Consider the following 12,126-nt stretch of genomic DNA (forward strand, 5'->3'; position numbering starts at 1 on the left):
ACCACCGCTGGATACCCTTCCCGAAACCTTCAATCGGTTATGAGTCCACGTCGACACCGCAGGCCTCTGACCTGCACAAGTGGGGCGGGTCGGGTTCGAACCGACGACCTGACGGATTATGAGTCCGCTGCTCTGACCAGCTGAGCTACCGCCCCGAGTAGCTGCAGACCCTACCTACCGCCTCGGTCAGTCCTCGAGGGGCTCAAGGACTCCCGGCCCGTGCTCGGGGAGGTTCGACATCCAGGTTTCGTCGGGGTCGGCGTCGAGCAGCCACGGTGGGCGTTCGTGGGTGCCGCCCTGGCGCCCCATCCCGGCTCCTCCCATCGGCATGAATGGCATGCCGTGCTGGCCCGCGGTTGCGGCTCGGGAGGCCCCGGTGCCGTTCAGAATCGGTTCGGATGCGGGCAGGCCGGAGGGGCGGCCGGCGCCGGGACGGGGCTCGGTGCCGGGCCTCGGGTCTGCGCCGAGCGAGGAGCCGCCGCCGCGGCTGCCCGTGCCGGCCCCGGTGCCGGGGGCACCCGGGACCAGCGGCAGGTCGGCGTTGTTGCGGGAGCTCCAGGGTTGGCCGGGGGTCCACGGCGTGCCAGTGCCCGCGGGAACGGGTTTCGGGTTCGTGCGGCCGACCCCACCCGGATCGTCGGCGACTCCGGGCAGGGAGGGGGTGCGGGACCGATCGAGCGACTCCGGGTTCGGCTGGACCGTCGACGGAGACGTCGTGACGGGTCCGGGACGGGTCGTGCCGGGCGTCGCGCCCGGTGGCGTCGTGGTGGATGGCGTCGTGGTGGGCGGTGATCCTCCGACCGGGGGCACCGTGGTCGGCGCATTTCCGCCCGTTCCGGGGCCGGGGACGGCGGCCGCGTTGGCTCCCGGTGCCGGGTCACCGGCCATGGACGGGACGGCCGCGGGTGTGGGGAGGGTGCCCGGTCCGGTTGTTCCGTTCGGCAGTCCGGTTGCCGCCGGGGTCGTGGGGACGCCGGCGGCGGCAGCGCCGCCTCCACTGGACCTGGCCCAGCCCGGATCGTGGGGTGCGGCGGCGATCGACACGTCCGGCGCGGGTATCCGGGGTGGCTCGAACGCCTGGAAGACGGTGGACAGGTTGTGGTTGGAGTTCGTCTCGTACAACCGCGCCGCATCGACGGCCTGGACGCGCGCCTTCTCCTCCCCCGCGCTCCCGGCGGCCTCGGCTGCGGCCTTCATGTCGAGGGCGGCCCGCGCGTAGTAGGTGGCCTGCTCCTGCATCGCGAGTGTCGCGAGCCGGGCCTGTGCCGCGCCGACGTCACCCGCGGCGGCCACCTTGCCGATGTGCTGGCGCCCGGCATCGGCCGCCTCGCCCTCGTGTACACCCAGGCTCGCGGTCATGACCGCGCGGAGATCACCGGAGGCCTTGTCGAGTGTCTCGGCCAGGTTCATGTAGACGTCGGCGGCACCTTCGAGGCCACCGAACCCGGGACCCTGCACGATCGGATCGTGCAGGTCGGGCAGGGCGAAGTTCTCGAACGGCACGGCGGTGGGCGGGTAGTCGCTCGGCATCGGGCCTCCTCAGCGCAGGGGTGGCAGGTTGGAGAGGATCAGCTCGGTCATCCGGCGGGACTTGGCGCAGGGGTCGGTCGAGGGACGACCGGCGATGTCTGCGCCCACGGCCAGACCTTGGTAGTCCGCGATGGCGGTGTAGAGGACACAGCCTGTTGACGCGGTCTCATCCCCGCGGACGGCCGGGTGACCGGCGATGACCATCGGTTCGAACACTTCCAGCGAGTCCCGCGTGGCATAGATGACATCGAGGGCGGCTTGAACGGGGTGCGTGCTCAATTGCAGTCCAGCGGGGTTGCCCGGATCGGTCGACGAACTCCAGGTGCACACCTCTGCTGCACCCGACACGCCGGCGATCCCGCTGTCGGGCTTGAGACCGAGCTGCGTCAGCTGGTCCGTACGGAGCAGCGCGCAGGGCGCAACTCCCCTGGCGTCGAGAGGTTCTCGCACGGATGGCGCGAATCGTGGGGGTGGCTTCTCTGCGGCGGCAGTCGTTGTGGGTGTCATGCTCGTCGTTGCCGGCACTGCGGGTGCCTGTCCGGAGCAACCTCCGACCAACACAGCGAGGAGAGCTCCCGCACCGGCGCGCCGCAGCGTGTTCATGTGCGCTTGACCGCGTTGCTCTGCTCGATCGCGCAGTACGCATCGAGTTGTCGCTGCAGCGCGTCTCGCGTGGCCTCGATCTGATTCGCCCACGTTGCGATGTAGTCGACGGCCCGCTTCGCCATGGTGGCTCCCGCGTTGGTGACGTTCATGCTCACGGCATCGAACCCCGGCGGGTCGAATCGGAGCCTCCAGGCCGCCGCTATCGAGCGCCGAACTTCGTCCGTGATGCGGGTGAGCTCGTCGATGCACCCCTGCGCCCGCTCCGGATCCACGACGTAGCCACCCGCGGCCCGGATCGCCTCGTCCTTGACCGTCTGAGCGGCAGCCAACTGCGCACGGGTCCGGTCGATCTCCTTCGCCGGATCCCAGAGATCCTTGTCGTTGCGCTCCGCCACGCGAACATCGTCCCAGCCCGACCCCGCCCCGCGGGGCCGTTCGGAACAACTCGACCCACCGAATGCTTCGATGCGGCCGATCAGCGCAGGGGCGGCAGGTTGGAGAGGATCAGCTCCGCCATCCGACGGGACGGCCCGCAGGGATCCGCCAGCGGTCGACCCGCAAGATTGCCGTCGGTCGAGACACCTTGGTAGTCAGCGATCGCGGTGTAGATCGTGCAGACCGGGCCGGCGATCTGATCTGCGTGTACAGCGGGGTGCCCGGACACCTCTATCGGCTCGAACACATCGAACGTGTCCCTCACGAGGTAGATGCCATCCAACGATGGGAGGGTCGGATTGGTGTTGATCTGGATACCGCCGGCGTTCCCCGGATCGACGGATCGCCAGCCACAGACCTGTGCTGCGCCGGAGGTACTTGGCTGCGCAGACTCCGGAATCAGGCCCAGTTCGCCTAACTGCACCGCTGTGAGCAGGGCACAAGGCGCTATCCCTCGAGCATCCTTGGGCTCTCGAACTATGGGGGACAGTCGGGGCGATGGCTTCGCAGGGGCAGTGGACGGTTGGCCGGTCGACGACGCGGTTGCCACACCTGGCTGCGTGACCGGGCCACCGGAGCTCGATATGGTGGTGCAGCCCGTCAGGAGAAGGACAGACAGACAAGCAGCGCCGAGCCGCCCCAGGCGATTCATGCGCGACCGCCTGAGTTCGCCTGCTCAACAGCTCGGTAAGCATCGAGCTGCCGTTGCAGGGCAACACGAGTTGCGTCGATCTGATTGGCCCAAGTCGTGACGTATGCGACTGCACGACGGGCCATCTCAGCACCGTTGTTGGCGACGTTCCGACTCACGTCATCGAAACCAGGTGGATCGAACTGCAGCACGCGTGCTTGCACGAGCGCCAACCGAACGTCCTGGGCGATCCGCCCCAGCTCGTCGATGCACCCCTGCGCCCGCTCCGGATCCACGACGTAGCCACCGGCGGCCCGGATCGCCTCGTCCTTGACCGTCTGGGCAGCAGCAAGCTGCGCACGGGTCCGGTCGATCTCCTTCGCCGGATCCCAGAGATCCTTGTCGTTGCGCTCCGCCACGCGAACATCGTCCCAGCCCGACCCCACCCCGCGGGGCCGTTCAGAACAACTCACCACCGCAAGCGAACGGCTCGTCCGTCCACCAGAAGTGGACGAACGAGCCGTTCGTTCGGCTGGATCAGCGGCAGCGTCAGCTGGTCAGCGCCGCCACCCTCTTGCGGGCGTCCTTGGCCACGCCCTCGGCCTGCTCGGCGACCTCGCTGCCGATCGCGGAGGCGCGGGCGGCGATGTCGTGGCCGAAGCGGCTGGCCTGGTCCGCCAGCTCGGGGCCCTTCTTGCGCGCGATCTTCTCGAGCTCGTCGCGCTTCTTGGCCGCCTGCTTCTGCCACGAGGCGGCGCGCTTCGAGGCTTCCTTCTCCAGCACCGCGCGCCTCTTGCCGGCCTTCCTCTGCCAGGCTGTGCCCTTCTTCGAGGCCTTCTTCTCCAGCTCGGCCCGCTTCTTCAGCGCCTTCTTCTGCCAGGCGGCGCCGTGGTCGGACGCCGCCTTCTGCAGCTCCGCACCACGCTTCGCGGCCTTCTTCTGCAGCGCGTCGGCACGGTCGGCGAGGTCGGACCCCGCTCCCGACGTCTGTGCCGAGACCGCGCCCGCGAGCCCGGCGGCCAGGCCGGCCGCGATCCCCGACGTGTGGTGGGCGGCGTCGGTGACCCGGGACGTGACGTCGTTCGCCGTCGTCGACAGCGCGTCTGCCTGCGAGGACGCCGAGTCGCCGAACCGGCGGGCCGCGCGGCGGGCCTTCCACCCGAGCGACGGTTTGGCCTCGGTGTCGGCCGCGGCGATCAGGAGCCCGCCGAGCAGGCCGATGTTCTTGAAGAAGTGGATCTGCTGGGCCGTGCGCGTTTCCGGGTCGGTCTCCTCCCAGAAGCGGTGGCCCGCGAGCGTCGTCGGGACGAGCGACGCCGCCAGCGCCGTGGACGCGAGCCGCGGGAACTTGCCCACCGCCAGCAACGTGCCCGCGACGATCTTCACCCCGGCGTCGAGCTTCACCATGGACTCGTCGGCGGGCATCCCGGAGATGGGGCTCAGGTCACCGGCGTTCTCCACCGCAGGGGTGACCGCGTCCAGGACCGGCCTGGCAACCTCGGCATGGCTCTGCGGGGACCTCAGGGCGTTGATGCCGCCGGTGATGAAGATCGCGGCGAGCATCGGTCGAGCAACGCGTCGAAGGAGCATGTCGAGAGGATGCCCGCCCGCCTCGGGGACCAAACGCTGTATCGATCCACCCGGGGATGACATCATGCTTTCGTGACCATCAGGAAGCTGGCCATCGGTCTTGACATCGGCGGCACGAAGATCGCGGCAGCCGTCGTCGACACCGACGGCACGGTGCTGGCCGAGCTCGTCGAACCGACGCCGGAGGAGTCCGACGCCGAGTCCGTCACCGCGGTGCTCGTCGACCTCATCGAGCGGCTGCGCGCCGTCCACGAGATCGCGACCATCGGGGTCGGGGCTGCCGGCATCGTCGAGTGGCCCGTCGGGAAGATGCTGTGGGCACCCAACAACGCCTACCGCGACTGGCCGGTGCGCGAGCAGCTCGAGAAGGTCACCGGCCTGCCGGTGGTCGTCGACAACGACGCCAACGTCGCCGCCCTCGCGGAGGCCCGGCTGGGCGAGCCGTACCCGAACATGGTGATGGTCACCGTCGGCACCGGCATCGGCGGCGGGTTGATCATGGACGGGCGGATCTACCGCGGCCCGACGGGCATGGGCGCCGAGCTCGGGCACATCATCTTGAACCCGGACGGCCCGGTGTGCGGGTGCGGGAACCACGGCTGCTTCGAGGCGTTCGCGTCCGGCACAGCGCTCACGCGCATGGGCCGCGAGGCCGCCGACGACGACCCGGACGGGCTGATCGCGCGCCTGGGCGCCGAGGACGGCGAGGTGACCGGACAGACGGTGACCAGGGCCGCGCAGCTCGGCGACGAGACGGCGGAGGCCCTGTTCGCGCGGTTGGGCCGCTGGCTCGGCGTCGGGATCGCATCGCTGGCCAACATCTTCGAGATCGACGTGGTGGTGGTCGGTGGCGGGTTGGTCGAGACCGGCGACCTGCTGCTCGCCCCGGCCAGGGCCGCCGCCCGCGAGTACGCCTACGCGCCGACCGCACGGGGGATCGCCCCGATCGTCGCCGCCACGTTCGGCGGCAACGCCGGCAAGATCGGTGCGGCCCTGCTGGCCCTTGATCACATCTGAGACAACGGCCCGTCCCGTCGCTCAGTAGGGTGAGAGGTGTGTCACTAGCACTGGGCCCGGTCCTGCGTCATGTCGGCGAGACGACGGCTCAGGTGTGGGTGCAGACGACCGCCGCGGCCACCGTCTCGGTGCTCGGCTGCTCGGCACGCACGTTCGAGGTGGCCGGCCAGTTCTTCGCGCTGGTGCCCGTCACCGGGTTGGAGCCGGGCACGGCCGTGCCCTACACCGTCGAGATCGACGGTGCGCAGGTCTGGCCGCAACCCAGCAGCCCGTTCCCGCCGAGCCTGTTGCGCACCCGCGGCGCCGACACCGCCCGCAGCAACCGGATCATCTTCGGCTCCTGTCGCTACCCCAAGGTCTCCGATCCGAAGCTGTCCAAGGAGCTCGGGCTCGACGCCCTCGACGTGTACGCCGCCCGGATGGCACACCGGCCGGCCGACGAGTGGCCCCACGCGCTGCTGCTGCTCGGTGACCAGGTCTACGCCGACGAGCTGACACCCCAGAGCCGCACCCGCATCGCGGGGCGTCGCGACCGGCACCCCGAGTGGCCCGACGACGAGATCGTCGGCTTCGAGGAGTACGTGGGCCTCTACGACGACTCGTGGAGCGATCCCGAGGTCCGCTGGTTGATGTCCACCGTGCCCACCGCGATGATCTTCGATGACCACGACGTTCGCGACGACTGGAACACCTCGGCGGCCTGGCGCGACGCGATGCGTGCCACCTCGTGGTGGCAGGACCGGATCCGGGCGGCGCTCGCGTCGTACTGGGTCTACCAGCACATCGGCAACCTCTCCCCCGCCGAGCTGGCCGCCGACAAGGACTACCGGCGGGTCATGGCGCACGAGGGCGACGTCTGGCCGTTGCTCGTCGAGATCGCCGATCGGGCCGATGCGGAGGCCGACGGCGGGGAGGGCGTGCGGTTCAGCTTCCGCTGGGACCTCGGCGACACCCACCTGCTGATGATCGACTCTCGTAACGGGCGCAAGCTCGACCACGGCCAGCACCTGATGCTGGGCGAGGCCGAGTTCGCCTGGATCGAGGAGCAGGTCACCGCCCCCGGTCGGGTCGACCACCTGGTGCTGGGCACGTCGGTGCCGTGGTTGCTGCCGCATGCGATCGGCGATCTGGAGACGGTCAACGAGATCGCGGCCGCCCGCGGTGGCCGTCGCGGCGCGTTCGGGGAATGGCTGCGCCAGGCCGCCGACCTCGAGCACTGGCCGGCGTTCCGGGCCTCGTTCGACCGGCTCACCGCGATGATCGGCGCGGCCGCAGACGGCGGTCCGGCCACCGTCAACGTCCTGTCCGGGGATGTGCACCACAGCTACGCGGCCAGGGCCGATCTCCCCGGAGAGCACGCGGCCGCGGTCCACCAGCTCACGTGCTCGCCGGTGCACAACAAGCTCGAGTGGTACGTCAAACCTGGATTCCGCGCCGCCTGGTCGCGCGGTGCCCGTCGCTTCGCCGAACGCTGGGCCGCGCAGGTGGGAGCACCGGCGAAGCCCCTGAGCTGGGAACGCCTCGCCGGCCCCCTGTTCGGCAACACCATCGCCACCCTCGAGCTGGCCGACCGCCACGCCACCGTGTTCTTCGAACAACCGCTGACGGCCGCATCACTGGCCGAGCGGGCCCGATTGGAGCTGACGCCATGATCGACGTCCCGTTCGCCACCGCCGGCCAGACGGTGGTGCTGCGGCCCACCACGGCTGCACACGTGCCGCTGTTCCTGGAGATCCTCGGCCATCCCGACATCGCGAAGTGGTGGGGCGGCTACGACCTGGAACGGGTGCGCCGCGAGCTGCTCGGCCCCAACGGCTACGCCATCGAGGTTGCCGGCGAGGTCGCGGGGCTGATCATCTATCGCGAGGAGCTCGACCCCGACCACCGCCACGCGGCGATGGACCTCGCACTGCATCCCGACCACCAGAGCCAGGGCCTGGGCAGCGACGCGATGCGTGCGATGGCGCGGTTCCTGTTCGAGACCCGCCAGCACCACCGCGTCGTGATCGATCCCGCCGCCCACAACGAGCGGGCGATCCGCAGCTGCTCGCGGGCCGGGTTCCGGCCGGTGGGGATCATGCGGCGCTACGAGCGTTCCTCGGACGGGCAGTGGCACGACGGGCTGCTCATGGACCTGCTGCGGGAGGACTTCTGACCGCCTGACGGTCACGCAGTCGACTGCGCGGCCGGCAGGTGCAGGTGCTCGGTGCCGATCACGGACCGTGATGTCGGACGGGCGCGCCGTAGCCGTCGCGGACGAGGCCCAGCAGCCCATCGAGCCGCGGCTCGGGAAGACCGGTGAGGGCGATGCCGCTCACCAGCGCGAGGAGGTCCACCGCGGTCAGCCCCGGTCGGACGGCCGTCGCGCCGTGGGCGCGGTCGAGCAGGCGCGTCGCCGCCGTCAGCTTGGTGGCGTCTGGCGATGTCGTCGAGGGCGACCTCGAGACCGTGCTCGTCGAACAACTCCCGCGCGGCGACGAGGAGCGCATCACGATTGCGCCGAGCGTCCGCGCGGCGGGGTCGAGCCGGCCTGCGATCGGCGGACACACCTCGTCACCAACATCGTCATCACCGAGACCGACGACAGCGACACCGCCTCGGTGCGCTCCAAGGGACTCGTCGTGCTGAGCGATCACGGCTGCGGCAGCGCCACCTACGTGGACACGGTCCGCAGACGACCCGACGGGTGGCGGATCAGCCACCGCAGGATCCTCGCCCGCCGCCTACCGCTCGGTGGCGGTGTCGCGAACGGTTGACCACCGAGGCCTGCTACTCGACCAGTGCCGCCAGCCCCCGCACCAGCAGGTCGAGCCCGAACCGGAACCGCTCCTCGGCCGATCCCTGCATCAGCGCCGCACCCAGTGCCAGCGTGACCGGGAAGCGGTCGGCGGGCAACGCCGCGAAGTAGCTGCCGACGTCCGCGTAGTAGGCGTCGTCGTCGGCGCCCGCCCGCTCCCGGTCGGCAGCCAGCGAGCGCTCGACGGCGTTGGCCGAGACGTAGAGCCCGATGACGTCGACCGCCCACGCCACGGCCTGGTCGGGCACCCCGCCCATCCGCAGGAGCGACATCGTCGCCTCCGAGAGGCGCAGCGCGTGCGGCCCGACCGGGATGCGCCCGATCGCGACCCGCGCGATCTCACCGTTGCGCGCGAGCGCGGCGCACGAGTCGCTCCAGAGCTGCGTGACCTGCTCCTGCCAGTGCCGCGGATCGGGATCGGGCAGCGGGACCTCGGACACCACCTCATCGAAGACGAGCTCGAGCAGCTCCTCCTTGTGCGCGACGTGTGCGTAGAGCGACGCCGCGCCCGTGCCCAGCTCGGTCGCGATCCTGCGCATGCTCACGGCGTCGATGCCCTCCGCGCGCAGCACCTTCAACGCCGCGGCGACGATCACCTCCCGGCTCAGCGACCGCCGGACCACGGCCTTGCGCGGGGTCCACCACGGCGGCTCGGGCGAGGTGTCAGCGGCCGTCATGCCCGGAAGCCTAGTTGACACGAACATGGTTCGCCAGTAGAACAGTGTTCGTTAGCGAACGGTGTTCGTCAGTGAGGAGCTGAGATGAACAGCCCGCAGGCCCCACCCGCCCCGCCCCTCTACCGGCTGCGCTGGCTCGCACTCGCGGCCGTGCTCGTGGCCGAGATCATGGATCTGATCGACGCCACCGTCGTCGGCATCGCCGCCCCGTCGATCCGCGACGACCTCGGCGGCGACGGCACGACGATCCAGTGGATCGCGGCCGGCTACACGCTCGCCTTCGCCGTCGGGCTGATCACCGGCGGCCGGTTGGGCGACCTGTACGGCAGGCGGCGGATGTTCCTCGTCGGGCTCGTCGGGTTCATCGTCGCGTCGGCGCTGTGCGGGTTCGCGACGTCGCCGGAGATGCTGATCGGCAGCCGGGTCGTCCAGGGCCTGTTCGGGGCCGTGCTGATCCCGCAGGGCTTCGGGATCGTGAAGTCGATGTTCCCGCCCGCAGAGCTGGGCAAGGCGTTCGGCGCGTTCGGGCCGACGATCGGGCTCGCGGTGATCGTCGCCCCGATCCTGGGCGGTGCGCTCATCGCGTGGGACCTCGCCGGGGCCGGCTGGCGGACCGTGTTCCTGATCAACCTGCCGGTCGGGCTCATCTGCCTCGTGCTGGCCGCGCGGGCGCTGCCGGAGTCGCGCTCCGCCGACGGGCCGCGCCCCGACCCGGTCGGCGCCCTGCTGGTGTCGGCCGGGCTGGTGCTGCTGGTGTTCCCGCTGGTGCAGGGCCGCGAGCTGGGCTGGCCGGCCTGGATCCTCTGGATGCTGGCCGCGTCGGTGCCGGTGCTCGCCGGGTTCGCCGCGCACCAGCTGCGCCGTCGACGCGCCGGGCGTTCACCGCTGGTCGAGCCGGCGCTGTTCCGGCAGCGGGCGTTCACCGCCGGCATGATCGTCGGGCTGGTGTTCTTCGCCGGGATGGTCGGCATGATCCTGGTGCTGGGCCTCTACCTGCAGCTCGGACTGCACTTCACACCGCTGCAGGCGGGCCTCGCGCAGGCACCGTGGGCGGTGGGCGTCGCCATCGGCGCCGGGCTGTCGGGGGCGGTGCTCGGCCCGAGGTTCGGCCGGTCGGTGGTGCAGGTCGGCGCGGTGCTGATGGCGGCGGGCATCGGCGGGACGCTGCTGACGCTGGCTCTCGTCGACGGCCCGGTCAGCGGCTGGCAGCTGGCGCCGGCGCTGCTGCTGTGCGGGTTCGGGATGGGGCTGTTCATGTCGCCCTACTTCGACATCGTGCTGGCCGGGGTGTCGCTGCCGATGGTCGGCTCGGCGTCCGGCGTGCTCAACGCCAACCAGCAACTGGGCGGGGCGGCCGGGGTGGCGGTGCTCGGCACGATCTTCTTCACGCTGTTCGACGCCGGCGACGCGACCGGGGCCGTCGAGGCGGCGCTGTGGGCGACAGGTGGGCTGATCCTGCTGAGCGGCCTGCTCGCCGGGCTGCTGCCGCGGCGGGCCCGGGCGGAGGCGGAGCTGGTGGGGTGAGGGCGCGGTGTGGCGTGGCCTCCCGGGATCGCAGCATGGTGGCCATCCTGCGATCCAACGTTGGGATGGCCACCATGCTGCGGTTCGGCGCTGCGTTCAGAGGTACGGCGGAGCGGGGGGTTCAGAACCCCGTCCGCTCCAGCCAGCTCGTCCAGACCGTCGCGTCGCCCAGCACCTCGACGCTCTCGGCCGGGGCCCGACGCAGCACCGCCAGCAGCAGGTCGGCGGCCGGCCCCCGCACGGCCGCGTCCCCCTTGCCGTGCCCCGGCTCCCACACCACGGCGCCCCCGCTGCCGCGGATCAGCCACTCCCCCGCCGCACCGAGCCCGTCGTCGGTGGCGTGCAGGTGCAGCGTGGCGCCGTCGGCCAGCGCGGGCGCGTCGGCCTGGGCGGGTCGGGCGCTGACCAGGTCGAGCCACTCGGAGATGCCGTCGGCCGCGAGCGCGGGGTCGATCACGAACGGGACACCGGCCGCGATCGCCGCGTCCGCGCGGTGGACGGTGGCCTCGTGCAGTCGCCTGCGGACCCACCAGGCCGCCGGCTTCGGGCCGGTGAACGTCCAGATCGGGGTGTCGCCACCGGTCGCCGCCACGGCGTCGAGGACGGCCTGGGCGCTGGAATTCAGCCAATCGGTGACGCCGTCGGGGTCCTCGGGCGGGCGGCCGTCGGGCACCGTCCGGGGATCGGCAGGGGTCTCGGCGCGCTCGCGCACCATCGTCGCAGCCCAGCGGTGCCCCCGGCCGACGTGGCGGGCGAGCTGCAGGAGCGTCCATTCCGGGCAGGTCGGCACCCGCAAGGCCGGATCAGCCCCACGAATGATCACAGCGAGTGAGCGGTTCTCCTCGATCAGAGCTTCGGCGTGGTCCACGAGTGGACGATATCGGCGACCGGGCGGTGCCCGCGTGCATACCTCGGACCCGGATCGGGTAGGAATCGCACATGTCGCCTGAGGTTCGAGAATGGTCGGTGCCCGCTCCCGTGCGGACTCTGCTGTGGTGGCCGGCCATATCGTTCGTGCTGGTGATCATCGCGCCGGACGCGGCGGTGAGCTTCATCATCGCTGCTGGGGCGCTTCTCGCGGTGCTCGGAGCCTTCCTGAACGCGGCGGCGCAGCGGGCGCGCCAGTCCATCACCGACAACCGGATGGCCGCGCCGGCGAGCTCATCCGCCGAGGCCACCCTCGACGTGCCGACCGTCGTGCTCGCGCCGATCGAGGGTGCCCCGCAGCAGCGCGTCGCCTGAGCGGCGCGCCGACAACCAGACGCTCAGCCCCTCGTGGTGCGGGGCGCCACCCCTGCGGAGCTGCTCACCGTGCAGGC

At 71.2% G+C, this 12,126-nt stretch carries 15 protein-coding genes and 1 tRNA gene; 6 read left to right on the forward strand and 10 right to left on the reverse strand.

Going from position 1 to position 12,126, the window contains the following annotated elements; translation table 11 throughout:
* Nucleotides 1–80: 80 nt before the first annotated feature.
* From ACFPFQ_RS02965 to ACFPFQ_RS02995, 7 genes are all read right to left on the reverse strand, one after another.
* Nucleotides 81–155: transfer RNA gene (locus ACFPFQ_RS02965), tRNA-Ile, on the reverse strand.
* 31 nt (nt 156–186) lie between these two features.
* Nucleotides 187–1,530: a hypothetical protein gene (locus ACFPFQ_RS02970; RefSeq protein WP_379614462.1), complete on the reverse strand. Its 1,344-nt coding sequence runs from the start codon at nt 1,528–1,530 to the stop codon at nt 187–189.
* A 9-nt stretch (nt 1,531–1,539) separates the two neighbouring features.
* On the reverse strand, nt 1,540–2,133 hold the full coding sequence (locus ACFPFQ_RS02975) for a DUF3558 domain-containing protein (protein ID WP_379614464.1): 594 nt from the start codon (nt 2,131–2,133) through the stop codon (nt 1,540–1,542).
* Entirely contained in the window at nt 2,130–2,531 is a 402-nt protein-coding gene (locus ACFPFQ_RS02980) for a hypothetical protein (protein ID WP_379614466.1), read from the reverse strand. Before ACFPFQ_RS02980 ends, ACFPFQ_RS02975 begins: the two co-directional genes overlap by 4 nt.
* A gap of 80 nt (nt 2,532–2,611) precedes the next feature.
* A complete protein-coding gene (locus ACFPFQ_RS02985) occupies nt 2,612–3,223 on the reverse strand; it encodes a DUF3558 domain-containing protein (protein ID WP_379614468.1) in 612 nt (203 codons plus the stop codon).
* Nucleotides 3,220–3,621, reverse strand: a complete 402-nt coding sequence (locus ACFPFQ_RS02990) for a PE domain-containing protein (RefSeq protein WP_379614470.1) — start codon at nt 3,619–3,621, stop codon at nt 3,220–3,222. Before ACFPFQ_RS02990 ends, ACFPFQ_RS02985 begins: the two co-directional genes overlap by 4 nt.
* 130 nt (nt 3,622–3,751) lie before the next feature.
* Nucleotides 3,752–4,792 carry a DoxX family protein gene (locus tag ACFPFQ_RS02995; RefSeq protein ID WP_379614472.1) on the reverse strand — a complete coding sequence of 347 codons (1,041 nt, stop codon included), beginning with the start codon at nt 4,790–4,792 and terminating at the stop codon, nt 3,752–3,754.
* A 72-nt stretch (nt 4,793–4,864) separates the two neighbouring features.
* Between ACFPFQ_RS02995 and ACFPFQ_RS03000 the strand changes: the two genes are divergently transcribed.
* The 3 genes from ACFPFQ_RS03000 to ACFPFQ_RS03010 are packed head-to-tail and all read left to right on the forward strand — an operon-like array spanning nt 4,865 to nt 7,964.
* On the forward strand, nt 4,865–5,809 hold the full coding sequence (locus ACFPFQ_RS03000) for an ROK family protein (RefSeq protein ID WP_379614474.1): 945 nt from the start codon (nt 4,865–4,867) through the stop codon (nt 5,807–5,809).
* Between the two features lie 38 nt (nt 5,810–5,847).
* Nucleotides 5,848–7,461 (forward strand): alkaline phosphatase D family protein, encoded by a 1,614-nt coding sequence (locus ACFPFQ_RS03005; protein WP_379614476.1) that lies wholly within the window; start codon nt 5,848–5,850, stop codon nt 7,459–7,461.
* Nucleotides 7,458–7,964, forward strand: coding sequence for a GNAT family N-acetyltransferase (locus ACFPFQ_RS03010; protein ID WP_379614478.1), 507 nt, complete (start codon nt 7,458–7,460; stop codon nt 7,962–7,964). Before ACFPFQ_RS03005 ends, ACFPFQ_RS03010 begins: the two co-directional genes overlap by 4 nt.
* Nucleotides 7,965–8,022: 58 nt before the next feature.
* Here the strand turns inward: ACFPFQ_RS03010 and ACFPFQ_RS03015 are convergent, their stop codons facing one another.
* Nucleotides 8,023–8,358: a hypothetical protein gene (locus ACFPFQ_RS03015; protein WP_379614652.1), complete on the reverse strand. Its 336-nt coding sequence runs from the start codon at nt 8,356–8,358 to the stop codon at nt 8,023–8,025.
* Nucleotides 8,359–8,376: 18 nt separating this feature from the next.
* Between ACFPFQ_RS03015 and ACFPFQ_RS03020 the strand changes: the two genes are divergently transcribed.
* A complete protein-coding gene (locus ACFPFQ_RS03020; RefSeq protein WP_379614640.1) occupies nt 8,377–8,565 on the forward strand; it encodes a nuclear transport factor 2 family protein in 189 nt (62 codons plus the stop codon).
* A 13-nt stretch (nt 8,566–8,578) separates the two neighbouring features.
* Here ACFPFQ_RS03020 and ACFPFQ_RS03025 read toward each other — a convergent pair whose 3' ends face one another.
* Nucleotides 8,579–9,283: a TetR/AcrR family transcriptional regulator gene (locus ACFPFQ_RS03025; protein WP_379614480.1), complete on the reverse strand. Its 705-nt coding sequence runs from the start codon at nt 9,281–9,283 to the stop codon at nt 8,579–8,581.
* A gap of 84 nt (nt 9,284–9,367) precedes the next feature.
* On the opposite strand from ACFPFQ_RS03025, the gene ACFPFQ_RS03030 reads away from it, so the two are divergent.
* Nucleotides 9,368–10,807 (forward strand): DHA2 family efflux MFS transporter permease subunit, encoded by a 1,440-nt coding sequence (locus ACFPFQ_RS03030; RefSeq protein WP_379614482.1) that lies wholly within the window; start codon nt 9,368–9,370, stop codon nt 10,805–10,807.
* A 121-nt stretch (nt 10,808–10,928) separates the two neighbouring features.
* On the opposite strand, the gene ACFPFQ_RS03035 is transcribed toward ACFPFQ_RS03030, so the two are convergent.
* A complete protein-coding gene (locus ACFPFQ_RS03035) occupies nt 10,929–11,675 on the reverse strand; it encodes a maleylpyruvate isomerase family mycothiol-dependent enzyme (protein ID WP_379614484.1) in 747 nt (248 codons plus the stop codon).
* Nucleotides 11,676–11,821: 146 nt separating this feature from the next.
* Between ACFPFQ_RS03035 and ACFPFQ_RS03040 the strand changes: the two genes are divergently transcribed.
* Nucleotides 11,822–12,049, forward strand: coding sequence for a hypothetical protein (locus ACFPFQ_RS03040; protein ID WP_379614486.1), 228 nt, complete (start codon nt 11,822–11,824; stop codon nt 12,047–12,049).
* Nucleotides 12,050–12,126 lie beyond the last annotated feature (77 nt).

The sequence above is a fragment of the Pseudonocardia sp. GCM10023141 genome, from assembly GCF_042653605.1.

What these genes read in the sequence shown, in the direction of transcription:
- ACFPFQ_RS03025 (WP_379614480.1), bottom strand. Translation starts at nt 9,283, where the DNA reads ATGACGGCCGCTGACACCTCGCCCGAGCCGCCGTGGTGGACCCCGCGC.
- ACFPFQ_RS02970 (WP_379614462.1), bottom strand. Translation starts at nt 1,530, where the DNA reads ATGCCGAGCGACTACCCGCCCACCGCCGTGCCGTTCGAGAACTTCGCC.
- ACFPFQ_RS03030 (WP_379614482.1), top strand. Translation starts at nt 9,368, where the DNA reads ATGAACAGCCCGCAGGCCCCACCCGCCCCGCCCCTCTACCGGCTGCGC.
- ACFPFQ_RS02985 (WP_379614468.1), bottom strand. Translation starts at nt 3,223, where the DNA reads ATGAATCGCCTGGGGCGGCTCGGCGCTGCTTGTCTGTCTGTCCTTCTC.
- ACFPFQ_RS03010 (WP_379614478.1), top strand. Translation starts at nt 7,458, where the DNA reads ATGATCGACGTCCCGTTCGCCACCGCCGGCCAGACGGTGGTGCTGCGG.
- ACFPFQ_RS02975 (WP_379614464.1), bottom strand. Translation starts at nt 2,133, where the DNA reads ATGAACACGCTGCGGCGCGCCGGTGCGGGAGCTCTCCTCGCTGTGTTG.
- ACFPFQ_RS02995 (WP_379614472.1), bottom strand. Translation starts at nt 4,792, where the DNA reads ATGCTCCTTCGACGCGTTGCTCGACCGATGCTCGCCGCGATCTTCATC.